The 25,307-nt window shown below is 40.3% G+C and carries 18 protein-coding genes and 2 pseudogenes; 3 read left to right on the top strand and 17 right to left on the bottom strand.

Going from position 1 to position 25,307, the window contains the following annotated elements; all coding sequences use genetic code 11:
* Window positions 1-98 precede the first annotated feature (98 nt).
* Both ACF1X7_RS08065 and ACF1X7_RS08060 read right to left on the bottom strand, forming a co-directional pair.
* Window positions 99-1,916, bottom strand: a complete 1,818-nt coding sequence (locus ACF1X7_RS08065; protein ID WP_221276253.1) for an FtsX-like permease family protein — start codon at window positions 1,914-1,916, stop codon at window positions 99-101.
* Window positions 1,917-1,930: 14 nt separating this feature from the next.
* On the bottom strand, window positions 1,931-2,689 hold the full coding sequence (locus ACF1X7_RS08060; protein ID WP_004266065.1) for an ABC transporter ATP-binding protein: 759 nt from the start codon (window positions 2,687-2,689) through the stop codon (window positions 1,931-1,933).
* Window positions 2,690-2,912: 223 nt separating this feature from the next.
* Between ACF1X7_RS08060 and ACF1X7_RS08055 the strand changes: the two genes are divergently transcribed.
* Together ACF1X7_RS08055 and ACF1X7_RS08050 are read left to right on the top strand one after the other, a co-directional pair.
* A complete protein-coding gene (locus ACF1X7_RS08055) occupies window positions 2,913-4,349 on the top strand; it encodes an APC family permease (protein ID WP_039098468.1) in 1,437 nt (478 codons plus the stop codon).
* Window positions 4,350-4,511: 162 nt separating this feature from the next.
* Window positions 4,512-5,432, top strand: a pseudogene (locus tag ACF1X7_RS08050) (IS30-like element ISLsa1 family transposase).
* Between the two features lie 22 nt (window positions 5,433-5,454).
* Here ACF1X7_RS08050 and pgmB read toward each other — a convergent pair.
* The 13 genes from pgmB to ACF1X7_RS07985 all read right to left on the bottom strand — a co-directional run bounded on the left by pgmB (window position 5,455) and on the right by ACF1X7_RS07985 (window position 22,797).
* Window positions 5,455-6,126 carry a beta-phosphoglucomutase gene (gene pgmB, locus ACF1X7_RS08045; RefSeq protein ID WP_064776806.1) on the bottom strand — a complete coding sequence of 224 codons (672 nt, stop codon included), beginning with the start codon at window positions 6,124-6,126 and terminating at the stop codon, window positions 5,455-5,457.
* A 15-nt stretch (window positions 6,127-6,141) separates the two neighbouring features.
* Window positions 6,142-8,391, bottom strand: coding sequence for a glycoside hydrolase family 65 protein (locus ACF1X7_RS08040; protein ID WP_411162647.1), 2,250 nt, complete (start codon window positions 8,389-8,391; stop codon window positions 6,142-6,144).
* Window positions 8,392-8,419: 28 nt separating this feature from the next.
* Window positions 8,420-9,523, bottom strand: a complete 1,104-nt coding sequence (locus ACF1X7_RS08035) for an ABC transporter ATP-binding protein (protein ID WP_064776804.1) — start codon at window positions 9,521-9,523, stop codon at window positions 8,420-8,422.
* 214 nt (window positions 9,524-9,737) lie between these two features.
* On the bottom strand, window positions 9,738-11,372 hold the full coding sequence (locus ACF1X7_RS08030; protein ID WP_064776803.1) for a glycoside hydrolase family 13 protein: 1,635 nt from the start codon (window positions 11,370-11,372) through the stop codon (window positions 9,738-9,740).
* 1 nt (window position 11,373) lies between these two features.
* On the bottom strand, window positions 11,374-13,002 hold the full coding sequence (locus ACF1X7_RS08025) for a glycoside hydrolase family 13 protein (protein WP_411162646.1): 1,629 nt from the start codon (window positions 13,000-13,002) through the stop codon (window positions 11,374-11,376).
* Window positions 13,003-13,016: 14 nt separating this feature from the next.
* Window positions 13,017-14,762 (bottom strand): glycoside hydrolase family 13 protein, encoded by a 1,746-nt coding sequence (locus tag ACF1X7_RS08020; RefSeq protein WP_064776801.1) that lies wholly within the window; start codon window positions 14,760-14,762, stop codon window positions 13,017-13,019.
* Between the two features lie 113 nt (window positions 14,763-14,875).
* Complete coding sequence (locus ACF1X7_RS08015; protein WP_198040235.1) at window positions 14,876-15,733, bottom strand: sugar ABC transporter permease; 858 nt, start codon at window positions 15,731-15,733, stop codon at window positions 14,876-14,878.
* A 15-nt stretch (window positions 15,734-15,748) separates the two neighbouring features.
* A complete protein-coding gene (locus tag ACF1X7_RS08010) occupies window positions 15,749-17,098 on the bottom strand; it encodes a carbohydrate ABC transporter permease (protein ID WP_064776799.1) in 1,350 nt (449 codons plus the stop codon).
* A 44-nt stretch (window positions 17,099-17,142) separates the two neighbouring features.
* Window positions 17,143-18,393, bottom strand: coding sequence for an extracellular solute-binding protein (locus ACF1X7_RS08005; RefSeq protein ID WP_064776798.1), 1,251 nt, complete (start codon window positions 18,391-18,393; stop codon window positions 17,143-17,145).
* A gap of 150 nt (window positions 18,394-18,543) precedes the next feature.
* Window positions 18,544-19,491 (bottom strand): LacI family DNA-binding transcriptional regulator, encoded by a 948-nt coding sequence (locus tag ACF1X7_RS08000; protein WP_411162645.1) that lies wholly within the window; start codon window positions 19,489-19,491, stop codon window positions 18,544-18,546.
* Between the two features lie 129 nt (window positions 19,492-19,620).
* Window positions 19,621-20,025: a MarR family winged helix-turn-helix transcriptional regulator gene (locus tag ACF1X7_RS07995; RefSeq protein ID WP_035186201.1), complete on the bottom strand. Its 405-nt coding sequence runs from the start codon at window positions 20,023-20,025 to the stop codon at window positions 19,621-19,623.
* A 478-nt stretch (window positions 20,026-20,503) separates the two neighbouring features.
* A complete protein-coding gene (locus ACF1X7_RS07990) occupies window positions 20,504-21,841 on the bottom strand; it encodes an APC family permease (protein WP_069468514.1) in 1,338 nt (445 codons plus the stop codon).
* Window positions 21,842-21,906: 65 nt separating this feature from the next.
* Window positions 21,907-22,797 (bottom strand): ROK family protein, encoded by an 891-nt coding sequence (locus ACF1X7_RS07985; protein WP_069468515.1) that lies wholly within the window; start codon window positions 22,795-22,797, stop codon window positions 21,907-21,909.
* A gap of 605 nt (window positions 22,798-23,402) precedes the next feature.
* Here ACF1X7_RS07985 and hflX point away from each other — a divergent pair.
* The gene (gene hflX / locus ACF1X7_RS07980; protein WP_039098459.1) at window positions 23,403-24,674 is read left to right on the top strand and encodes a GTPase HflX; all 1,272 of its coding nucleotides are present in this window, start codon (window positions 23,403-23,405) and stop codon (window positions 24,672-24,674) included.
* Window positions 24,675-25,006: 332 nt separating this feature from the next.
* Here hflX and ACF1X7_RS07975 read toward each other — a convergent pair whose 3' ends face one another.
* Both ACF1X7_RS07975 and ACF1X7_RS07970 read right to left on the bottom strand, forming a co-directional pair.
* Complete coding sequence (locus tag ACF1X7_RS07975; protein ID WP_155760118.1) at window positions 25,007-25,168, bottom strand: hypothetical protein; 162 nt, start codon at window positions 25,166-25,168, stop codon at window positions 25,007-25,009.
* Between the two features lie 9 nt (window positions 25,169-25,177).
* Window positions 25,178-25,307, bottom strand: a pseudogene (locus ACF1X7_RS07970) (IS30 family transposase); the annotation flags it as partial.

Genomic DNA, 25,307 nt, shown 5'->3' with positions numbered 1-25,307 from the left:
TCGACCTCATCTAAAAAAGCCCCCTTTAATCTCGAAGTTCAGATTAAAGGGGGCTTTTTTAGACTGATTCCTATGTTTTAAACTGTTTCAACCATCTACTATTTAACTTCCTTCAACACAATTCCTTTGTAGAGCCATGTAGTGAGCAAGTAGTAGATTGCGTAGAGAATAATGAAAATTGAAAATGGAACCCAGAGATCATTATATGGATCAATCATAATCAATTTGAACAATTGAAGACCAAAGAGGACATGAATGACGCCGACGATACCTGGTAAGAGGAATAAGACCCCAATTTCTTTGGCAATGGATTGTTGCAATAGATTGCGACGCGTCCCGATTTTAGCCAACATTGTGTAGCGTTTAACATCACTAGCTGCCCCAGATAAAATCTTGAACATCAAGCAACTTGCTAACATCGCTAAGAATGCAATCCCGAGGAAGAAGCCCATAAATTCGAGCCCACTGAACATGCTGTTCGCTAGCTTATAGTTAGCATACTTGCTACTATCCATTGTAGCCCCTTGACCTTTAGCCAATTCAGGATTTGCAATCACTTGTTGTGCGTGAATTTTTTTGATAACGGGTAAATTAACCGCAAAGTCTTTGACCCGATATGTTTTAACTTGCGTGGTTGCGCCTGCCACTTGATTAAATTCAGCGTCAGAGACGACTTTAACGTCCTTACTAGATTGACTTGGCACTTGAATTGCGCGCAAGGATGAAGAATCGCCGTTTTGAATCTCACTGAGTTTCACCGGTTTAACCCCTTTTGCGCGGGCGACACCATTCCCATTACCAAACTGAATGGCCATGATTGGTGACTTTTCAAGTTGTGCTGTCCGATAGTAGACAGTTTTCGCATCTTCTTTAACATCGTAATTAGCAGTCGCCTTCACACCCTTTAAATCTTTTGTGAGGCGCAATGCTTCTTGGTTCGGTTGATTTAAAACAACGTCGTAAGGCGCCATTGTTTCTGCCATTTCTGGAATTTCACTTTGATAGCCAATCCCAACTGTGATTGCGCCTAGTGCCAATGCAAATAACATCGCCACCAATGCGAGCATCTTGGTGTAATCCTTAATACGGAAGCTCAATTGCGCTAACGTAAAATTATTTAAACCACGATTACGAATCTTGCTGTTACGTTTGAGCAACGTAATCAACCAGCCGAAAAGGGCATTAAACAAGAAGTACGTCCCGAGCACAATTGTCACTAATGCCACAACTAAGCCCATAATTTGGAACGTTGCGACTTTAATCATCATATAGTAACCAACAGCTAAGAAAAGTAAGCCCAAGACAATTTGCACAATACGGCTTAATTTATTTTGTGAAACGCGATTTGGTTGTTGATCATCGTGTAAGAGTTGTAAAACTGGTGTTTTCAAAAGTTGGAATTGATTAACTACCGCTGCAATAATGAACAAGATAATGAAGAAAATCAAAGTTACTAACACTGCAGGTAAGTAAAATGGTGAAAAATGCTTAATCTGAATATCCATTTGAGACAATAACAGATTGCTAACAATTTGGGTTAATCCGACCCCGAGCACCGTTCCAATGAGAGTAGCAGCTGTCCCAATCACTAATGTTTCAGCAGCAATTAGTTGGGCAATTTTGCGGCCTTTTGCGCCGAGCATCATAAACATCCCGTAATCTCGACGCCGCATGCTCATTAAGAAATTATTCGCATAAATAATGTAGACTAATGCGATAATCCCTAATAAAACAGACCCGATTTGGAAAATAATGCCCGCCATGCTAATTGGCGAGTTACTCGTAACGAAACTTTTGTTAGTTGCCAGTGCTTCGAACATGTAAAAAATGGCACTTGCCATAATTAGACCGGAAAAAAGCACTAAATAGTCTTTCAAACGGCCTTTAATGCCGGTTAATGATAACTTCAATAACATATTTAGACTTCCTCCTAATGGTTAAATGTGCCTAATGTATCTAAAATTTCTTGATAAAAGGCTTCCCGACTCTTATCGCCGTGAACGAGTTCTTGGCCGATTTGACCATCTTTAATAAACAAGATTCGTTGACAATAACTAGCTGAAAATGGATCATGCGTTACCAATAAGATTGAAACGCGTTGTTCTTCGTTCAGTTGAGCCATTGTATCCAATAATTCCTTGGCACTCTTTGAATCAAGCGCACCCGTTGGTTCGTCTCCGAATAAAATAGCTGGATTATGGACTAAAGCCCGCGCAGCGGCGACCCGTTGTTTTTGACCACCTGATAATTCGGTTGGATATTTGTTTAATAAACTATCGATTGATAACGTCTTGGCAATTGATGTGACTAAATCGCGGACTTTTTTACCACCAACATTTTGTAACGTCAATGGTAATGCCATATTTTCATAGGCCGTTAAGTTTTCTAATAAGTTGAAGTCTTGGAACATGAACCCAATTTCCTTGGCACGAAAATCAGCTAATTCATTCCCTTTCAACCCATTAATTGCTTGCCCGTTAATTTCAACTTGGCCAGCAGTCGGTTTGTCAAGGGTTGATAAAATGTTCAATAAGGTGGTTTTCCCTGAACCAGAAGCCCCCATGATCCCGACAAATTCGCCCTGTTTCACATCAAAAGTAACGCCTTTTAAGGCTGTGTATTGCTTTTCGTTTGGTTTACCGTATGTTTTTTTAACGTCTTTGACGCTAACGACTGTTGGTGTGTCCATTAATAATGCCTCCAAATTTTATGATAATTCTATCTTACAAGATATTAAAACGGCATGCGCGCTTTTTAGATGACATTTTAACGGGCTAAAATAACAATTCTGTAAGATTATTCCCCCGTTCTTTAAAAATCAATGTGAAACAGTCAAAAAAGTTTTGTCTTCCCTTTCTGATTTGACTATAATAAAAACATTGTGAATTTTCAAAAAAAGGGGGTTCTTTACGATGGATGAAATAGAACCAAAAAAGAAATATATTACCTGGCAAGTCCTTGCTTTAATGGATTTTGTGACCGTCATTGGATTTGACGATATTATTTATAACTTTCAAAACCAAGGGATGGCAGTTGTCTTCTCATGGATTGTCTTACTATTCGCCTATGTCCTCCCTTATGAATTAATGGTTGGTCACTTAGGCTCTGCTTTCAGTAAAGACGGTGGCGGTCTTTCCAGTTGGATGCGCCATACAAGCGGTGATGTTTGGGGTTACTTAACCGCTTGGTGTTACTGGGTAGCGAGTTTGCCATACTTGGTCGATGTTGCTAATTCAATGGTCGTTTCCTTCTTTTGGATTATTACTGGGAACGGAAATCTTGAAGACAAGCTCTCACGGGCTTCCTTTGCGCTTTTAACAGCCGCAATTACCATCCTCTTCATCTTCTTCCAACACAAGTTTACATCGTCTCTACAGGTACTCAGTATCGTTGGTGGGGGCGCGATGTTTGTCATGACCATCCTCTTTGTCCTAATGACCTTTGTTGGTTTATTGAACGGTGGTCACATTGCCACCCATCCATTAAACGCACACACCTTCATTCCAAAATTTGATTTACATTACTTCTCAACCATCGGCCTCTTAATTTTCGCCATGAACGGTGCCGAACTTGTTGCACCATACGTTGGCCAAATGAAAGATGGTAAAAAAGATTTTCCAAAAGCCATGATGGCCCTCGCTCTAATGACCGCCTTCCTAACCATCTTCGGCTCATTAGCAATCGGCGTCTTCTTCGATGCCAACCACTTACCAGCTGACTTGAAGATGAACGGTTCATACTACGCCTTCTTAGCCCTTGGGCAACAATTCCACATGGGTAAAGTCTTACTCTACATCTTCGCTGTTACCCAAGCGATTTACATGGGCGCTCAATTAGCGATGCTACTCGATGGCGGCACACGGATTTTCTTATCCGACACTGCCAAACAATTCTTACCAAAAGCACTGACTAAGACCAATAAACAAGGCCTTCCAATCAACGGTTACTGGTTGACCACTGGGATTTGTACCTTTGTTTTAGCATCTAGTGCCTTTCTGCCCAAGATTAACGACATCTTCAATTGGTTGTTAAATATTAACGGTATCGTCTCACCATTTGTAACTTGTTTCATCTTTGTCGCCTTCTTACGGGTCCGTTTCAATAGTGAAAAATTCCCATCAGAATACACATACATTAAAAATAAACCATGGGCCATCATCGTTGGCTTCTGGTGTTTAGCCATTACAGCATTAGGAACGATCTTCAGTATCTTCCCACAAGATGCCACACCTGGCACAGCCAAATATACACACGAATTAATCTTAAACATCGTCGTCTCAGTCGCCTTAATGGGCCTCGGCGTGATTTTACCACTGGTTGCAAAATTCCAAAGAAAACGAGCAGCCTAACTAAAAAAGATTCGCCCATATGGAGCGAATCTTTTTTTATTGCCTTGGAAATGTTATTAGATTTGGCAAATTCTATAATTAATCCGAACAGAAATTAAAAAGCCCAAAGCAATCACTTACAATGGTAGTAACTAATTCCAACCAATATAGGGAGTGATTACTTTGGGTACATCTACTTTATCACGTTTTCAACGTGGCGCACTAGCACAACTGGTCAATGAGGGGAATAAATCTTACCAAGTAATGGCTGACGCCTTAGGCGTCGCCAAAGCTACGATTAGCTATGAGTTGGATTGAGTTAAACCTTATGATCCAGAATTAGCTCAGCAAAATGCAGATCGCAAAAGGCGGAATTGCGGTCGTCGTTCGATGCTGACGGCAGCATTAGCGACTTTAATTACTAATCACTTACGATTAACCTGGTCACCAGAAACCATTGCGGCCGCTTATAACTTGAGCACTGCGTCAATTTATAATTGGCTTAATCGTGGCTGGCTCCCCTTCAAATTGACTGATCTACCCAATCGGAATGTCCGCCAGCACCGAGTGAGCGAAAATCGTGGGAAATTTACAAGCGGGACTTCCATCGAACAACGGCCAACAACTGTTAATCAACGGTTAGCTTTTGGTCATTGGGAAGTAGATACGGTGCTTTCTAGCCGAAGTGAGTCACGATCATGTCTGGTTACATTCGTAGAACGTAAGACCCGACTTCTATGGGCCATCAAAGCCCCTAATAGAACGGCTAAGGCTCCAAACACCGCCTTTGGCAAGTTTATGGGGGCCTTCGGCCCCCAAGTAAAATCTATTACTGTTGATCATGGTAAAGAGTTTGCCAATTATCAGGCCTTAGAACAGGATTATCAGATCAAAGTTTATTTTTGCCATCCATATTCACCATGGGAGCGAGGTTCCAATGAATATTTTAATAGACGGTTACGCTGGTTCTTCCCGAAAAAGACCAATTTTAGCCAAGTAACGACTGATGAGATCCTAGCAGCACTTGAACTAATTAATCAACGACCATTAAAAATACATCATCAACAGACTGCCATTGAAAGATTCCGGGCTTGTTCGGATTAAACTTGTAATTTGCCACTTTAAATTAATGAAAAGCATTCCTAATATTTGCTAGTGTCAAATCTTGCGTTTGTTCAAAACAGATTTGGGCTTTCGTTAATACTTTTTTTGAACCAATCCCAACTGAAATAGCGCCTGCAGCATTGATTGCTTCAATGCCTGATTGTGCGTCTTCAACCGCAATACACTCTGTTGGTTGTAATCCTAATAATGCAGCACAGCGTTCAAATATTTCTGGCGCCGGCTTACCATTCTTTAACGTTGCTGGGTCCACTCGTGCTTCAAAATAATCACTCAATCCCAAACGTTCGAGAACTATTGGCGCATTCTTAGATGCTGAAGCTAGTCCAATCGCATAACCCGCTTGCTTCAATTCAACTAAAAACGCTTCTATCCCAGGCGCGATTGAATCCGGCGTCAATTGTTGCAACAATTTTAAATAATTATCATTTTTAGCAGTCGCCATTGCTACTTTATCGGCTTCTGAATAATCTACATGCTTACCAGTTGAATCAAGAATAACTGCTAGTGACGCTTCACGGCTAATGCCTTTAAGTTGTTCAGCAAAAGCAGCCTGCCACGGAATGTTTAATTGATCTGCCAACTGATGCCAGGCCATTTCATGATAGATTGACGTATCTGTAATCACGCCATCTAAGTCAAATAAAAATCCTTTTATCGATTGAAATTTTTGCATTCGTTTTTCCTTTAACTACTTATTTTCTAACACTTGGCGTTCACCATTAACCATAATGCTTAAAGGGTCACCCTCAATTAATTGGACATACGCACCACCCAAGTCAACAGTTATTTCAATAATACGATCTCTGAAAACTTGTCTGAAAGAATAGCTTTCCCATTTCTTAGGCAAGAAAGGTTTATAACTTAATTCACCTGCATCACTCACCCGCATGCCTGCAAACCCATGGACAATTGCTAACCAGCCACCTGTCATTGCCGTAATATGCAGACCATCGTCAGTGTCATTGTTATAGTTATCCAAATCTAACCGAGCCGTCCGTTCATAAAGTTCAACGGCTTTGTCTTCATAGTGTAAGTCGGCAGCAATAATTGAATAAACGGATGGTGATAAGCTCGATTCGTGAACGGTTAACGGTTCATAAAAATCAAAGTTGCGCTTCTTTTCACCTTCTGAAAAATCATCGATAAAGTTCCATAAACCTTGAATAACGTCACCTTGTTTGATGTAAGGTGACCGTAGAATTCTATCCCACGACCAATTCTGATTAATTGGTCGTTGATCCGCTGGAATCTCGCTCGTTGGTGCCAATGCTTTATCCAAAAAGCCATCATGTTGTTCGAAGATCCCGAGTTCCGTGTCATATGGTAAGTACATCTTGTCAACAATTGATTGCCAGTGTTGCCGTTCTTGAGCTGTAACTGCTAATTTGTTTGCTTGTTCCGGCGCTACTTGATCGATAATCTTTAATGTGTATTCTAAAGTCCATCGCGCTAAGTAATTTGTGTACCAATTGTTATCAACATTATTTTCGTATTCGTCAGGCCCTGTAACGCCGTGAATCATATATTGCCCTTTACGTTGACTATAGTGCACCCGATCAGCCCAGAAACGTGAAATTTCTGTTAAAACCTCACTACCTTCATTTAATACGTAAGATTGATCACCGGTATATTTTGTGTAGTTATAAATAGCAAACGCAACATCACTATTACGGTGAATTTCTTCAAACGTAATTTCCCATTCATTATGACATTCAATGCCGTTGAAGGTCACCATCGGATATAACGCACCTTTTAGCCCTTGTTCTTGAGCGTTAATAAACGCCCCATCTAATTGATCGTACCGATAACGAAGTAAGTTCTTAGTAATCGCCGGTTTAGTAATCCCCAGATAAACTGGAATACAAAAAGCTTCAGTATCCCAATAAGTCGCCCCACCATATTTCTCACCAGTAAATCCTTTGGGACCAAAATTCAACCGAGCATCATCTCCATAGTATGTTGTGAAAAGTCCAAATAGGTTAAAACGCATCCCTTGTTGAGCAGCAACATCACCTTGAATCTTAACATCTGACTGTGCCCAGCGTTCTGCCCATATTGCTTGATGGTCATCTAACAGTTGGGCATAACTAGAATTAGAAATCGCTTCCATTAATTGTCCCATAGCAGTTATCAATGCTTCTCGCGTCTCATAATCACGAGAAGTCACAACAATCACACGCTTTTCGATAGTTCCTACTTGTCCCGGTTCTAACTGCGTTTCAAATGTATGTTGAACTTCTGTATCCGTCACAGACTGGGCAACTTCAGTTAAAGTTGTCTGATGGCTAACTTGTATCCCAGTTGTGAATTGCGGTGTCCCAAATTGATTGGGTTTGGTTTGCGCAATTAAATACTGGGGATTAATTTCTAGCACTTGCCAAAAATGTTCATCGTAATTGGCATCTTCATTTTGAACATTACTATCAATAGCGGAAATAACCCTTACTTCAACAGCTTGGTCTCCGAGGTTTTCAAAACTAACCCGTTGCACCGATAATTCTTTTTGCGCTACGCTGAGAAAGCGTTCAAACTTAAATTTAATTTGTGTTTGGCCCTTCTTAACGACAAAGGATCGGGTTAAAACAGCACTTTTTAGATTAAGATCAAGCTCGAACTGATCAAAATCATCTTGCGCTAAGTCTAACTTTTCACCGTTAATCAAGAAGTTCATTCTAATAAAATTGATAGCGTTGATAACCTTCCCAAAATATTTCGGATACCCATTCTTCCACCAACCAACTCGGGTTTTATCAGGGTACCAGACGCCACCTAAGTAGGTACCTAATAAGCTATCACCTGAATAGTCTTCTTCGAAAAAGCCACGCATCCCCATATAGCCATTGCCCAAGCTAGTCATTGACTCCTGCAGTCGTTTATCGGCAGGTTCAAAAGTGTGTGTAATAACGTGCCATGGTTGAACGTCAAATATTCTCTTCATCTAAATTACATCCCATCTGTAAAATTTACTAAATAATGGTTACGCCAGTTTCAAAATCAAAGTAATGTGCCTTCGACATTTCAAGCGCAAATTCAATTTGGCTACCCGGTTCGTGATGATCTCTAGCATTTACCTTCGCCACAAACTCCGTCTCACTAACCGTCGAATACAACATCGATTCAGCGCCTAACAGTTCGGCAACCTTCACATCCGCGGTAATTTTTGCATCATCAAAAGTTTGTAGGGCAATTTCTTCAGCATGAATGTCTTCTGGTCGAATCCCAAAAGTGACTTTCTTACCAACGTACCCTTTTTCTTTTAGTAGTTGGTATTGCCCGTCTGGAATGGTTACTCGAATTTGTGTGCCGCTCACAACTTGATTACCTTCAATCTTAGCTTCAAAGAAGTTCATTGCTGGTGAACCAATGAAACCGGCCACGAATTTATTCGCTGGTTGATTATACAATTCGATAGGTGAGCCAATCTGTTGAATCATACCGTCATTCATAATAACGATTCGGTCCGCCATGGTCATTGCTTCAATTTGATCATGCGTGACATAGATAAAATTACGACCTAGCTTTTGGTGTAGCTGTGCAATTTCGGCCCGCATTTGAACCCGTAACTTCGCATCCAAGTTCGATAATGGTTCATCTAGTAAAAAGAGCTTCGCATCCCGTACAATTGCGCGACCTAGGGCAACCCGTTGCCGTTGTCCCCCAGATAACGCACTCGGTTTACGACTCAAGTAATCACTTAAGCCTAGAATTTTAGCAGCATCAACCACTCGCTTTTTAGTATCCTCTTTATCGTTCTTACGAATATTCAAGCCAAAAGCCATGTTATCGAAAACTGTCATATGTGGATATAACGCATAATTTTGAAAAACCATCGCAATATTCCGATCACGTGGCGCTGCATCGTTCATCACTTTACCATCAATTTCAAAAGTCCCGCTGGTAATATCTTCCAATCCCGCAATCATTCTTAAAGTTGTTGACTTCCCACAACCGGAGGGGCCAACAAAGGCGATAAATTCACCATCTCTAATCGCTAAATTAAAGTCGGTTACCGAATTTGTTTCATTACCCGGATAACGTTTATTGATGTGTTCTAATTTTATTTCAACCATATTTGCTGACTCCCTTATTTAGATAATTCATTCTTAAGGCACTCATCCAATGTGAGCACTACATGAATACCGATTGTAACGGCATTCAATTCTCTTAACACTTTTTATTATTCGCTAAATAAGTTATTTTAGCAATCGCTTTCACCATGTTACCGATAACAGAATCACTTCACTAAAAAACCAGTCTGCTCCCTGTAAGCAGACTGGTTTTTAATCATTCTTTTATTTCAAACAAGTAAGCATCATAAGCCGCTAACCGAAAGTGTTGCTTCACCGGTTGCACCTGTCCATTAGTTAGACAGCATTGCCAATTTTGTTTGCAGATACGTTGTGGCAACGTCACTGTCTTATCCTGGTCGCTGAGATTAACAATGATCAGCACCGTTTTTTGCACACCTTTTCTGAGATAAGCAAACACAGTTGGATCATTCTTTAATAGTAATTCGAACTCGCCAGAAATGAACACACTGGATTGCTGTCTGATCCGAATCAGTCGCTGATAGAAACACCAACTAGAATCTGGAGCTTGCATTTCATCTTCAGCATTGATTGTTTCAGCATTCCGATTAATTGCTAACCATGGCTGGCCGGTCGTAAAGCCTGCATGATCTCCAGCAGTCCACTGCATTGGCGTTCTAGAGTGATCACGACTCCACAACGTGACCGTCTTGAGTGCTTGTTTTGGCGCTATTTGTTGTGCCAATAATAGCTCGTATTGTCGATGCAATTCTTTAGCATCAACCTGATTAATCGCGGTGAAGTTGAAGTTCGTCATTCCAAGTTCCTGTCCTTGATAAATAAACGGTGTCCCTTTTAACCCCATATACATCAGCGCAATCGCTTTAGCTGACTTGGTTGTCTCATTTCCTAACGTACTATTAATCCGTGGGTTATCGTGATTCTCAACGTATAACGCATTCCAACCTTCATGCTTCAAATCTGTCTGCCATCGTGCCAATACCTTCTTCAACCCTAACGGATCAATACGCGGTCGTAACTGATTATCTTGACGAACATTATGCTCTAACTCAAAAATCATATTGATATAGCCGGCTTGTTTTGGTTCAGTCCAACTAATGGCTTTTTTACTTGTCACACCACTAGCTTCTCCCACCGACATAATTTGGTATTCATTAAATAAATCACGCAGTTCAGCCATATAGTGCTCAATGCCCTCCACATTCATAAAAGGCGCCCATGGATTATCACGAATTTTAAAATCCCACGGCTCTTTTTGAATATGACTAATAGCGTCTAAGCGAAAACCATCGATGCCTAAGTCTAACCACCAACGAATCATCGTGTAGATGGCTTGTCTTAACTGAGGATTACGCCAATTCAAATCAGGTTGTTCCTTTGCAAACACATGAAAATAAGCCTGTTTCGTTCGTCGATCATATGTCCAAGTTGAGCCCCCAAAAAAACTTTGCCAATCATTGGGCAACTTATCTGGGGTTGCATCCGCCCACAGATAGAAGTCACGATACGGGTTATTCTTCGATTTTTGGCTTTCGATAAACCACGGATGTTGATTGCTCGTGTGATTAACAACTAAATCCAGAATCACTTTAATCCCAATAGCATGCGCTTTTTCCAATAATTGTTTGAAATCAGCCATCGTGCCATATTCCGGTTGAATCTTCTGATAATCAGAAATATCATAGCCATTATCAACGTTGGGAGATTGATAAATCGGATTTATCCAAATAAAATTAATCCCTAATGATTTAAGATACGGTAACTTAGCAATAATTCCTTGAATATCACCAATTCCATCCCCATTTGAATCATTAAAACTCCTTGGATAAATCTGATAGCCAACTGCTGACTGCCACCACTTATCTGTCATTCTAGTTCGCCACCTTCACCGCAAATGATTGCCAGGGACTTAAATGATAATTGGCTAACGAAGTAATTGACTCGTGGCCATTTTGGATAAGCACTTGTTCAATTTTAACGTCCGGTAAATCAATTATTTGTGCTTGATTCGAAAAATTATTGACAACTAACCACGTTTCACCTTGATAACACCGTTTGTAAGCAAAAATCGTTTCGGCCGTCGTTAAGAGTTCAAAACTCCCCCAAATCACAATTGGATTATTTTTCCGTAACTCAATCAGCTTTTGGTACGTATAAAAAAGTGAGTCTGGATCAGCCAATGCGGCCTCGACATTGATTGTTTCATAGTTAGGATTAACCGCTAACCATGGCTTACCAGTTGTAAAACCTGCATTAGTCGTCTGGTTCCATTGCATTGGTGTCCGTGCGTTATCGCGCCCCTTAACATTAATTGATTCAATAATAGTTGCCTTAGGATAGCCCGCTTTAATTCGTTCATCATACATCCGCAGACTTTCAATATCTGTCACTTCACTAATATCATGGACAATCCGATTCGTCATCCCAATTTCTTCACCTTGATAAATGTACGGTGTCCCTTTCAATAAATGTAATAAAATAGCTAACATTTTACCGCTGGCAACCCGATATTGACCATCATCTCCCCAACGCGAAATAATTCGTGGTAAATCATGATTATTCCAAAATAACGAGTTCCATCCTTGATCATCTAATTCGGTTTGCCATTTAGCAAAAACGCGCTTCAATGCACCAATCTTTAAGGGTTGTAAATCCCATTTAGCCTTACCAGGTTGTTCATCTAGTCCAACGTGTTCAAATTGGAACACCATTGATAATTCATGGCGCTCGGGATTTGAATATAATTTGGCAATTTCAGGCGTTGCGCCCCATGTTTCGCCAACAGTTATTAAGTCATGATGACCGAAAGTTTGTTGATTCATTTCTTGTAGGTATTGGTGCAATTTCGGCCCATTACCTATAATCTCTTGTTCTGGCTGTTTACCAATTAAGTCGATGACATCTAGTCGGAATCCACCAATCCCCTTATCAATCCAGAAATTCATCATGTTATAGACAGCTTGCCGCATTTCTTTATTTTGCCAATTTAAATCAGGTTGTTTTTGACTAAATAGATGTAAGTAATATTGCTGACTCGTTTGGTCATACTGCCACGCTGAACCGGAAAAAGTTGACTGTAGCCCATTTGGTACGCCACCATCTTTAGCAGGATCTGCCCAAACATAATAGTCGCGATACGGATTATCCTTTGACCGACGCGCTTCAACAAACCACGCATGTTCATCAGATGTATGGTTAACCACTAAATCCATAATAATCCGAATTCCTCGTTGCTTAGCCTCTGCGATTAATTGATCTAAGTCAGCCATCGTCCCAAATTCAGCCATCACAGCCTGATAATCAGAAATATCATAACCGTTATCTTCATTGGGTGATTGGTAAACTGGTGATAACCAGATTGCACCAATCCCTAGTTTTTGTAAATAATCTAGTTTTCCAATAATCCCTTGGATATCACCAATCCCATCCCCATTTGAATCTTTAAAACTACGTGGATAGACTTGATAGACGACCACTGATTGCCACCAATATTGCTTCATCTTAATTCTCCTCTTTAATATAAAATAAATCCTTTAGGGGCGATTTGACTCATCCCAGCATCGTTTGTCACCAATTGACTGAACTTTGGTTGTTCAATTTGCATAATTTCAACTACTGTCGTTGCCAAGTTAAAGATACCGGTAATTTGGTGGTCTTTAAATTGGCGCGTAATCTTCAGGATATCAGGTGTTTGCGGATCAAGTGACCACGTCATTGTCCCTTCTGATAAGACCTCCTGTTGTGCTTTACGCAATGCAATTAATGACTTAACAAATTGATACATCTCTAGGTCTTGGTCAGCCGTATCCCAAACCATACATTTCCGACAACCTGGATCATCAGTCCCTGTCATGCCATATTCATCACCATAATATAAACACGGTACACCAGGTTGGATATACGTGAAGGCCATTACCTGACGCATTAAATCACGATCTCCCCTGGCTGCCGTTAATAATCGGGCTGTATCATGTGAATCGAGAACATTAAATTGAACTTGGTTCGTTTGATCTCGGTACAACATTAACTGGTTATTTAATTCCGAAATCATCTTATCAGCAGAAATTTCTTTTTTTACAAAGTAGTCCAAAATCGCATCTGTATACGCATAATTCATAACCGCACTAAATTCGTCCCCATTAAGCCAACTTTGCGAAGAGTGCCAAATTTCACCCAGAATATAGAAGTCTGGTTTAGCTGCATCGCAGACTTGTCGGAATTTTTTCCAGAAATGATGATCAACTTCATTCGCAACGTCCAAACGCCATGCATCAATATCAAATTCTTCAATCCAGTAGCGCGCTACTTTCAATAAATAGTCTTGTACTTCTGGATTTGCCGTATTTAACTTCGGCATATGCGGCGTTGTGGCAAACACCTCGTACGTAATATCCGTCGCATCTTCAAAATTCTTGCCTTCTTGGTAACTAACGGGAAATTCATGAATGTGGAACCAATCAGCATATTGCGAATCCGCACCTTTTTGAAGAACGTCTTGCCATTGTGGTGACTGATCACCCATGTGATTAAAGACAGCATCTAACATAATCTTAATCCCACGACGGTGACATTCATCGACGAGTTTCCGAAATAAAGCTTTATCCCCAAAATGTGGATCAATCTCTAAATAATCAATTGTGTCGTATTTATGATTTGAATGAGCCGCAAAGATCGGGCAGAAATATAAGCCATTAATGCCGAGATCAACTAAATGATCTAAATGGTCAATGACCCCTTGAAGATCCCCACCATAAAAGTCCTGCGCTTGCGGTGATTGTGTCGACCAAGATAATGTGCCTTCTGGATCGTTCGTAACGTCACCATTCCCAAATCTCTCTGGAAAAATCTGATACCAAACCGTTTTTTTGACCCATTCAGGTGCTTTAAATCGGTCGATTTCGTGAAAGTACGGCATTTTAAAATAACTTTGATTCGTTCGTTCTAGTGGCGAAAGCCCCTGATCACCATAAAAAATGCTGGTGCCATCTTGACCAATTATTTGAAACCCATAAGCTAAGCGATTGTGGATCGCCGTTACTTCCGCCGTCCAAAAATCATATAAATCCGTTGATAAAGTCCGCGCCATCATGATCGGCTTTTGATCCCATTTTTCAGTCGCCATTAAGTACGGATCGCCACAAACCAGTTTGACTTGCTGCACATCTGCTCGCGCTGTTCTTAAACGAAGGCGCATGGTATTTGGCTGATATAAAAAAGCAAATTCGCTATCTGGGCGGTGATAAATTGCTGCTGTATTCATTTTAACTAACCATCCTTACTATATTTTTTCATGAAAAAAGCCGTACAGCAAACCAATTCAAGTTATACCGAGTTGATTGTTTGTACAGCTTTTTATTTAGAAACTGTTCTGAGTTACTTAACAGAACCTGATGTAATCCCTTCGACATAGTACTTTTGCATATAGATGAATAATAAGGTAATCGGAATCGCGATTAAAACACACCCGGCTGTAAATGACATAAACAACGAGTTGGCAGTTGTTTTATTCATCATTGAGTACAAACCAATCGCGACTGTATAGTGTTTAACATCGTCACCCATGATAACCTTGGCAAAAATAAAGTCCATCCAAGGACCCATGAAGGCCATTAAAGCAGTGTAAACAATGATTGGCTTAGAAAGTGGAATTGTAATTTTTGTGAAAATCTGCCACTTATTCGCGCCATCGATCATTGCCGATTCATCAAGTGCCATTGGAATAGTATCGAAGAAACCTTTGGCAACATAGAATCCCAAAGCTGCTCCTGCTGAGTAGATTAGAATTAAAGCAAATAAACTTTGCGTTAAATCAAGCGCCTTTAAAATGTAATAAACAGCAATCATACTCATAAAACCAGGGAACATATTTAACACCAACGCCACTTTTAGAAATGGTCTTCTTAGTTTGAAGCGTAGTCTTGATAATGAATACGCCATTGCGATCGTGATAAAAGTTGACAGAATACAGCTACAAATTGCGACAAATAGCGTATTTAAGAACCAACGAACAAACGGATAGCTCCCCGAAACATCAGCAATCAACTTTGTATAATTGGACAATGTAAAACTTTTAGGAATGATATATGGAACGAAGGCGCCCCCTTCTTGTCTAAAACTCGTCAAAACAATCCAGACAATTGGGAATAACCAGATAACAGCCATAATCACAAGAACGGCATAGATCAGGTAGCGCGTATTTCTCTGTTCTGAACGGTAATTTTTACTTTTCATACGACCTGCCATTTTCTACGCCTCCTTGTAAGAATTAGTTCGGGTATAAGCCCATAAACTAAAGACTGCTGACAAGATAAAGATTAAGATCCCGATAACGGATGCTAAATTATAATCCATTGTATTGACCGTTAAGTTATACAACCAAGTTACCAGTAAGTCGGTCGACCCAGCACCGTAATAGTTGGAGTTTGAAGGTCCACCACCAGTTAATAGGTAGATGACGTTGAAGTTATTGATATTGCCAATAAATTGTTGAATCAACGACGGCATCATCACAAATAAAATTTGTGGGAAAGTAATTGATTTGAATATTTGTAGTTTATTCGCCCCATCAATTTGCGCCGCTTCAATTTGTTCTTGATCTAGATTCTGAATAATCCCAGTTGAAATTAACATTGTGGTTGGAATCCCAATCCACATATTAACCATAATAATGGAAATCTTAGCTAAGGTTGGATCAGTCAAGAACGGAATTGACTGCGTAATCAACCCCATATTTTTCAAAATTGCATTAATTGGACCAGCATCGTTTAACAAATTATGCATCGTCAATAATGAAACGAATTGGGGAACGGCGATTGTCACAACAAAAATCGTTCGCCACATTTTCTTAAAACGAATGCCTTTAGCATTAATCAATAGCGCCAAGATAATCCCAAAGAAGAAACAAGTAATGGTTGCAAAAATGGCCCAGATTAACGTCCAACTTAATACAGGAAAGAATGTAGACGCCATATCACCGGTAATCACATTGGAGAAATTCTTCAAACCGACCCATGTGAATAAATTCTTGGGTGGCAAGTGCGTATGATCATAGTTTGTAAAAGCAATCGAAACCATATATAACAACGGTAAGACCGTAAAGAACAAAACACCAAGTAGCGGAATCGTCATTAACGTCATATGGAATCGTTCATTGACCAAACTATTTAAATCGTTTTTCAACGTCGGAATTGGATCCCCAGCTGCTTTGAGTTCATAAAGATGCCGCGCACTCTTTAGATTAATCACATATAAAATGATCATGACGATACAGACAAGGATGGCAGAAATCCCAAACAATAACAGCAACATTGAATTATCGCCCTTTTGTAAGACTTCAATCCCTAGATTATTATCGTAGGTTAATCCTTGTTTTTTAGTCCCTAACGTCTGCAGCATCGCTAATGCATGAACCCCATTTTTAATGAACCAAGCGAAAAACCCAACTTCAGCCATTAAAAAAATTAAGCCCTTAGTAATCTGCCGGTTAGCTAAGTTAGCAGCGCCCATAACAATAAACGACAATTTTGTAGCGATATCGCCCTTTTTAAATAATGTTCTGAATGTTATATGTTGTTCCTTGTATGCCTTTTTAAACATATAATCGCACCTTTTCTTTCATTTCAACCCAAAATCAGTAAAATTTACTTCGTTTTCTTAGCGTTATCCGAAACGAATTTATCTAATTTTGCTTGATATTGTGTTGCATTGATCTTGCCTTTATAAACATCATTGATTAATGAATCCATTGGTGGCCAGAATGTTGTCATTTCAGGTAACTTAGGCATAACAACTGAGTGATCATTATCTGACATCGCCATTACGGATTTAGCAACTGCATCCGTTTTAACGTTTGTTGCTTCTTGTGCACGTTTATTCGATGGCACAACACCATTCTTTTTAAATTCAATCTCTTGTGTTTTTTCGTTACTCAAATAATTTGCTAACGCCATTGAAGCGAGTGGTGATTTGGTTTGTTGGTTAACACCGTAGACCTTAACGCCTAAGAAAGCCTTCATTTGTTTTTCACCACTACCAAAGTTAACTGTTGGATAAGCCGCAACTGCCATTTTGTCCCCTAAAGCCTTTTTAACATCATTTTTAGACCAAGGACCTGATAAGAAAGCATCGATTTTGCCTGATTGGAGGTTTGCTAAAGCCGCTGCATTGGTTTGGACAACTCCTGGATTTGATTTTTGTTTAGCAATCCATGAAAGCACCTCAACCCCATTTTGATTATTGAAGTTAGTGCCCTTTAAATCTTCGCCATTTTCACCATACAAGACGTCGCCGTTACTCATAAAGAGCGGTGCGAAAATATAATTTGCACCATTTTCAGCAAAGTTTGCGCCTAATTTACCTTTTTGAGTTAAGCTATCCCATGATTTAACATCATTTTCTGATAACTTGCTCTTATTGTAATAAAGCACTTGTGATTCAATTCCATATGGATAGCCATAAACTTTATTTTTCCAAGTTACCCCTTGAATTGCTGAATCAACGTTATTCTTTTTAATTGTTGCAACTTGTTTCTTACCAATGGGATATAAAAGCCCCGCTTCTGCCATTTGGCCAATTTGATCGTGTGGCATCATGAAAACATCGGCTGCCTTTTCAGGATCTTTAGAAACATCTTTTAAAGCGTCCGCAGAAGAGCCTGTCTTAATTTTGACTTTAACATCTGGATTAGCTTTTTCGAATTTTGAAACTTGTCCTTTAATGGCTGCAATATGTTCTGTATCCACCCATAATTTAATATCACCTTTTACTTGTGAACTATTTGTATCTGAGCTGGCTGATTGATCATCACTCTTATTTCCACAACCTGCTAATGCGATTGCTGACACACCCAAGACTAGACCACCTAGCCAAAATCGTTTCCAACTATTTTTCATCATGTACTCCTCCTAGAATTTTAATCGTTTAATTTCTAGCACAACTTTAATATTACCCATTTATCAGGTGGTTGCAATCGTTTTCAATTTGTTACCGATAACAGCTTTTTCAGTTAGACCAAAATTGCTGTTTCACCCTATAATCGGTTTTTATAAGCGTAATGTGCCACCCATTTCGATTTTAGGTTCAAAAATTAATGAACTTGTATTACCCCGATTGGCAATCTTATCCAACACAGACTCCCCACAAGCGTTACCCATTTCAATAATTGATTGTTTAACCGTTGTGATTTTAGGAGATGCCACTTGATTCAAGAAAACCCCGTCAAACCCAGTTACTCCATAATCATGCGGAATGTTCCCGCCACACTTAGCAATCCCCCGTTCAACCCCAATTGCTAAGCGATCTGTGGAGCAAATAAAAACCGAATTCCGCTCAAATTCGGTCCAGTGTGCTTCAATAAACTCTTCCGTCAAATGGCTATGATTCTTAAACCGATACATTTTAGGAATCAGTTTACTTTCTTGAATTTGTTTTAAATAACCTGCTTCACGTGATTGTTCGAAAGATTCAGTGCTATCCATTCCAAAATAGATTAAATGTTCATAACCCTTTTCAAGCGCCAAATTAGCAATTTGATAAGTCCCCAATTTATTATTAGTGTCTACATAATCAAATCCATAGCGATTCTCACCAAAGACAACAACCGGTTTTTTTAACGCCTGAATCCATTCGACGTCTTTTTCACGCAATCCCGTAATAATGTAGCCATCACAATTCCCGATATCAAAGTTACGCCGAGTTACTAACTGCAGCGAATACTGATGTAGGTCAAGTGCCTTAGCAATTCCGACCATTAGATTCATGTAATATGGTTCGGTAACGTCGATGTCTTCCAAGATACACAATTTGATGATTCGGGTACTGTTGCTGACTAGGGCTTTGGCAATTAAATTGGGACGGTAATCCAATTCCTTCATTGCGGCATACACCAATTCCTTCAAATCATCTGTTACTTGTTCCGGATGATTAATCACCCGCGAAACTGTCATCTTAGAAACGTTTGCCCGCTTAGCGACGTCCATTAATGTTGCCATTTCTCCACCCCTTAAGTTCAACTTTTTATATTCTTTCACAATTATACCAATTTATGCATAAAATGATTACGATTTACCTTATTGGTATTAAAAAAGCCCATCATCTAAAGATGATGGGCTTTCCCTTTTTTATTCTATAATTGTTTGATTTATCTGCCGTAAGTGCTCCAAGTCCGTTGCTTTGATGCCAGTATGCTTAGTAATATCTTTTTTTAGCGCTTTGTACTTGCGGAGGCCTTCTTCAGTTGCTTCTAACCAAACATTCCGTTGGTCATTTTCCATATCACGAATTTTGCGAATAAACTTTTTACTTTGTAGCGTATTGATTTTACGGGAAGCCGCTGGTGCGGAGGTCCCAAATACGACTGCAATTTGGCCTGGGGTGTTCCGTCCTAGTTCCACAATCTGTTCCAACACGAGAAATTGATCATAACTTAAGCCATGTTTTTCGCTCATTTTATTCAATTGAGTCGTGATGTTCTGACACTCCAGATACCACTCACTAATTGTTAATATTCTTTTATTATCTGGCATCTGCAACCCTCCACCGTTCATTCAATATAGTTTTAACTTATGTACAATAAATGACCACCGGCTAGTCAAAAGCCAACAATCATTTATTTAAAACAAACTAGCGACTCATTTCAACTTGATTAAGCAGCAGTTAAGGTTAGTTTATATCATTGTTTGGTTATGTGCAAGTATATTTCACGCGACGATAATTGTCAATCGTTCATTAAAAACCTTTTAAAACCAATGTTTGAGCGATGTTTTTCGGATTATTTTAATTTGTAGATAAACTTACGAATTTTCTGAAAACGCCAATAAGAACCTTTGATGCGAAGGGGTCACAACTCATGAGTTATGACCTAGTTTATTTTTATAAAAATCAACAATTAATGCCGATAATTCATTTGCGCGACTATTTTATTTTTCGTCTATCAGTTGCTACAATTGGTTTTTGGCCACAAAAAAACGAAGTTCAGTTAATTCACGAACTTCGTTTTTTGTGTTAAACGACTGGATATTTATTTTTTAAATAGTAATAAAAGGGCAATCCGAGTAATGTAATTCCGATTCCGATTAAAGTTAACATCGTCTGTGTGAATAATGTATTCACCACGATGAAAATCCCACCAAGAATGGCGATGACTGGAATCACTGGATAACCAAGTGTGCGATACGGACGGTTTAATTCTGGTTCGCGTTTGCGCAGAATGAACACAGCGATAAACGTTAGAATATAGAAAATCCAGATGACAACAACCAACATATCAGTCAATGTATTGAAGCCACCCATGAACATCATAACGATGGCGATACTAATTTGAACTAAACCACTGACAACCGGCGCGCCTGTTTTAGAAAGGGAGCGCAGTTGTCGACTGAATGGTAACCGATTCTCGAGCGCCATCGCATAAGGAATCCGCATCCCAGTCATCGTGTAGCCGTTAATCCCGCCATAGACGGAAATTAAAATCCCAATAGTGATGATTTTACCACCCACACCACCAAATAGCACTCGAGCCACTTCTGAAGCCGCATTCGGATTGCCGGCAATCTGATTGATTGGCAACACAAGAACGAAGACGGCGCTCACTAAGAGGTAGACAACCATGGTTCCTGTTAAACCAATTAAAATTGACCGCGGCAAATCGCGTTCCGGATGCTTCAATTCACCCGCAATATTCCCAACGTGAATCCAGCCATCATACGCAAAGAGGGTTGCTAGAACACCACTGCCCAGCGCTGACAGGAAACTCCCCGATCCATTTGACCGGGTCACGTCAAATAATGACACATGAACGGCGTTGCTGCCTGGATGAATTAACCCGAATACAATAATAATCGCAAGCGGGATTAATTTAAAGACGGTTGTGAAGGATTGGAATAGTCCCCCAACCCGGGAACCAAAGAAATTCAAGATTGTTAAGCTGAGTCCGACGATGATTGCAATTGGAATCTGCCAGTGAGCTGACCAACTGAATAAGTTAATGCATTGCGTTGCAAAAACAATCGACAACGCCGCAATGTTCGCTGGAAAGTAGACTGTTGTTTCGGCCCAACCTAATAAAAATGCCGCTAAACTACCATAAGTATGGTCGATGTACCGCATCATCCCGCCAGTTTCTGGAATCGCAGCTGCTAATTCAGCAGCTGTCAATCCAGCACAAATTGTGATTAAGCCGCCGACAAGCCATGCAAGCATTGTCAGCCCGGTGGAGCCGGTCGCATGCGTCACAGGATCTGCTTTAAAGAACACACCAGCACCGATGACCGTTCCCATCACAGTGGCTAATGCCGCGGTAAATCCAATCGTTTGATTTAATACTTGTTTTTCCGTTGGCATCTTAACCGCCTCCTAATATCATTTATAATATTTATTATGACATGTTGAAAGCGGTCTTTACTAGTCTAATTTGCAAATAAATTCGGATATGTGCGGCGGAAATCTTCCATTGCACCAATCAAGTTCGCATCATTATGATACTGACACGTCCGAATGGTTGGCATGAAAGGCGCAATATCGACTTGCTTGAGTATTTCCTGTAAAGCTTTTTCAATATTTGGCACCAAGAAATCGGCCTGCGACACCCCACCACCTAAAATAACCGCTTCTGAATCAAAACTATATTGTAAATTATAGATGGCTTGTGCGAGATTATCATAGAGCACCTGTGCCTCCTTTTGCGCGAGTAAATCGCCTTGATCGGCCAATTCAAAAACTTCACGCTCTGAGTAGTTAGTATGTGCCTCTTGATTATAACGGTCAGCCATGTGAACGGCGGTCCCGACTTCACTTAAAATCCGACCATCATTCATCATCATGTAGCCAAACTCACCACCGAATAAATGGCGACCATGTTGGACTTGTCCGTTGACAATCACTGAACCACCAACGCCAGTGCCAATTACCATGAACAACACATTTTTTAGCCCTTTAGCAGCCCCACTACCGACTTCGGCTAAAGCCGCGCAATTCGCATCATTTTCCATTACGACTGGTAAGTCAAAGCGCGTTTCAAGTTCATCTTGAATTTCAAAATGATGAATATAAGGGAGCGCACTGGCCCCTTCAATAATACCCGTCGCCTTGTTCACTGCACCCGGCGTACTCATTGCGACCCCAACAACCTGGTCACTAGCCTTAAACTCCGCCACAATCTGCGTCAGCACATCATAATACGCATTCAACGACTTTGGTGTGGCAACAGCCCCTTGTTTGGTCAATTGTTGCGCCGCACCATCCCATAAACCATATTTAATCGTAGTGCCACCAACATCAAGTAATGCTAAATTTTTCATTCGTCAATCCCCCAATCGATTCTCTTATGTATTTTGATAACCGCTTACATTCTAACATAAAATTACGCTGGGCACCCACAACAGTGTTAATTATTGGCGTACACGCTAAAGGCGAACTTTGGTTTTTAATGGCTTTCATGGTACACTTAACGGATAAGGTGGGTAACCACCCATTTCACATCAAAGGAGCGTCAACAACATGTCAACTAACGTTTGTTTAATCGCAATCACAATTGAATAATCATGTGGCCATTTTGCGGCTATTTCTGTTGGCATTCGCTTTTTAAATTTAATTAACTGAGGGCTGTGACAAAAGAATATTTTTGCCATGGCCCTTTTTTCAATTGAAACGTGCTCCACCAGGCATCTGCTCTCGGTTAGCTACGTCAGCCAAATAACCAACAAATCGGTTTTTCGTCTGCCTATGCTAATCCTCAGCAGATAACCGCCGGTGCCGCACTCTTATCTTAAACGTGCTTTCTTCAAATAGCCGTCTGCGTTTAGCGCCATCTCGTAAACAATCGGCGTTGCCGCTCATTTACGAGATATTGCTAATCCTCAACGGCTGACCATTTGAAGACGCACTCTCACAAAAAGGAGATCTCATGGAAGAAACTTATATGCAACCTAAAAAGGTTTTAATCACTGGTGTTAGTCAACGCCAAGTTAATTTTGACTATACAATGCGCGAACTGGGCGAACTAGCCCGTGCCGATAACTTAGAAGTCGTTGGTGACGTTCGCCAAAATATCGACCAAGCTAATCACGCCACTTATTTTGGTAAAGGGAAGGTTCAAGAAATTAAAGAACGCGCCGTCGCTGAAGATGCGGACATTATCTTGATTAACGATGAACTTTCACCTTCACAGATTCGGAATTTAGAAAAAGAACTCGGAATAAGCATTCTTGATCGGACGCAATTAATTCTTGAAATCTTTGCTAGCCGTGCCAAAACAAAAGAAGCGCAACTCCAAGTGGCCATCGCCGAAGCGAAATACCAATTACCACGCCTCCATCCTTCTGAAAACAAGTTGGATCAACAAGGTGGCGGGGGTACTGCGAACCGTGGGGCGGGTGAAACCCAACTTGAATTGGATCGCCGACTCATCGAAAAACGGATTACGAAGCTCAAAGCCGAACTTGCTAAAATCGATCAACAACAACTCGTACAACGCCGTCAACGGACGAAAAATGCGATTCCAGTTGTCGCACTCGTCGGGTACACCAATGCAGGTAAATCAACGACTATGAATCGAATTTTACAACGGTTGAACCCCGATACACCTGAAAAACAAGTTTTTGAAAAGGATATGCTCTTTGCCACCTTAGACACGAGTGTCCGCGAAATCGTCCTCCCCAACCAACAGAAATTCCTGTTGAGTGATACGGTTGGTTTCGTCACAAAACTTCCTCATCACTTAATTCAAGCCTTTAAATCAACCTTAGCTGAAGCAGCGAGTGCTGATCTTTTAATCCACGTGGTTGATTACTCAGATCCAAACTACTTGGACATGATGGAAACGACACAAGAAACCCTTGAATCACTCAACATTAAAGATATCCCAGTCATCGAGGCTTACAATAAAGCTGATTTGAAGCCAGATACGCGCTATCCTGAAGTAGACGGAAACCAAATCGTTTATTCAGCTCGCGACGAAGTAGCAATCGATGCATTGATTGCCTTAATTAACAAACAACTCTTTGAACAATACCCAACGCTCGACTTCTTAGTCCCATACACAGAAGGGCAAGCTGTTTCGTACCTCAGTGATCGTGCCAATATCACTAAACAAAGCTATGAAGAAGATGGCACGTTGATTCGTGCACAAATCAACCCAGACCTATTAGGACCCGTTAAAAAGTTCGTTCAAGCATAGCCAAGCGCTACTTTGCGGCAAACAAAAAAGCCCATCGACATAAATGTCGATGGGCTTTTTTCAATTTCTTATTGATACTTTCTGAAAGCCTTATCTGCAGCTGCTTTTAAGATTTGAATTTCTTTTGAATCAATATTCATTGTTAGCTGTGTAGACTCTTGAGCATAAGCCGCTGCAATCTCTTGCAAACCAACTAATGCTTTCCGACTGAGCGTCACATAGCTTTGTGGAATCTCATTATCCTAAACGAATAATAATAAACCTGCAGCTTTTAAACGGTCGATATCATTTTCTGAAACCCCGATTGAATGAAGGGTTTCCAAATCTGCGCGTTAATCATCGGCTAGTTGCTTAATTCGTTGTAATAGCGCGGCTTCATCAAGATTAAACTCAACTTTTTCGCAAATCATATCTAGCGTTTCAAAATATTGCATGCTAGCAACACTAGCGTGCAATGTATTGATAATTTCATCGACTGTTTTTTCTGGTGGCAAATTACAAGTTTAATCCGAACAAGCCCGGAATCTTTCAATGGCAGTCTGTTGATGATGTATTTTTAATGGTCGTTGATTAATTAGTTCAAGTGCTGCTAGGATCTCATCAGTCGTTACTTGGCTAAAATTGGTCTTTTTC

Origin of the sequence: Latilactobacillus sp. VITA-14, assembly GCF_046580785.1 — a bacterium.
GTDB classification, from domain to species: domain Bacteria; phylum Bacillota; class Bacilli; order Lactobacillales; family Lactobacillaceae; genus Latilactobacillus; species Latilactobacillus curvatus.
Note: the sequence above shows the minus strand (reverse complement) of the source record. Positions and strands in the feature narration are given on the sequence as shown.

Bases quoted from the DNA above. Each gene is read 5' to 3' on its own strand.
- ACF1X7_RS07985 (WP_069468515.1), bottom strand. From the start codon at position 22,797: ATGAAAAATTTAGCATTACTTGATGTTGGTGGCACTACGATTAAATAT.
- ACF1X7_RS08020 (WP_064776801.1), bottom strand. From the start codon at position 14,762: ATGAATACAGCAGCAATTTATCACCGCCCAGATAGCGAATTTGCTTTT.
- ACF1X7_RS08060 (WP_004266065.1), bottom strand. From the start codon at position 2,689: ATGGACACACCAACAGTCGTTAGCGTCAAAGACGTTAAAAAAACATAC.
- ACF1X7_RS08035 (WP_064776804.1), bottom strand. From the start codon at position 9,523: ATGGTTGAAATAAAATTAGAACACATCAATAAACGTTATCCGGGTAAT.
- ACF1X7_RS08030 (WP_064776803.1), bottom strand. From the start codon at position 11,372: ATGACAGATAAGTGGTGGCAGTCAGCAGTTGGCTATCAGATTTATCCA.
- ACF1X7_RS08065 (WP_221276253.1), bottom strand. From the start codon at position 1,916: ATGTTATTGAAGTTATCATTAACCGGCATTAAAGGCCGTTTGAAAGAC.
- hflX (WP_039098459.1), top strand. From the start codon at position 23,403: ATGGAAGAAACTTATATGCAACCTAAAAAGGTTTTAATCACTGGTGTT.
- ACF1X7_RS08000 (WP_411162645.1), bottom strand. From the start codon at position 19,491: ATGGCAACATTAATGGACGTCGCTAAGCGGGCAAACGTTTCTAAGATG.
- ACF1X7_RS08015 (WP_198040235.1), bottom strand. From the start codon at position 15,733: ATGAAAAGTAAAAATTACCGTTCAGAACAGAGAAATACGCGCTACCTG.
- ACF1X7_RS08005 (WP_064776798.1), bottom strand. From the start codon at position 18,393: ATGAAAAATAGTTGGAAACGATTTTGGCTAGGTGGTCTAGTCTTGGGT.
- ACF1X7_RS07990 (WP_069468514.1), bottom strand. From the start codon at position 21,841: ATGCCAACGGAAAAACAAGTATTAAATCAAACGATTGGATTTACCGCG.
- ACF1X7_RS08010 (WP_064776799.1), bottom strand. From the start codon at position 17,098: ATGTTTAAAAAGGCATACAAGGAACAACATATAACATTCAGAACATTA.
- ACF1X7_RS08040 (WP_411162647.1), bottom strand. From the start codon at position 8,391: ATGAAGAGAATATTTGACGTTCAACCATGGCACGTTATTACACACACT.
- ACF1X7_RS08055 (WP_039098468.1), top strand. From the start codon at position 2,913: ATGGATGAAATAGAACCAAAAAAGAAATATATTACCTGGCAAGTCCTT.
- ACF1X7_RS07995 (WP_035186201.1), bottom strand. From the start codon at position 20,025: ATGCCAGATAATAAAAGAATATTAACAATTAGTGAGTGGTATCTGGAG.
- ACF1X7_RS08025 (WP_411162646.1), bottom strand. From the start codon at position 13,002: ATGAAGCAATATTGGTGGCAATCAGTGGTCGTCTATCAAGTCTATCCA.
- pgmB (WP_064776806.1), bottom strand. From the start codon at position 6,126: ATGCAAAAATTTCAATCGATAAAAGGATTTTTATTTGACTTAGATGGC.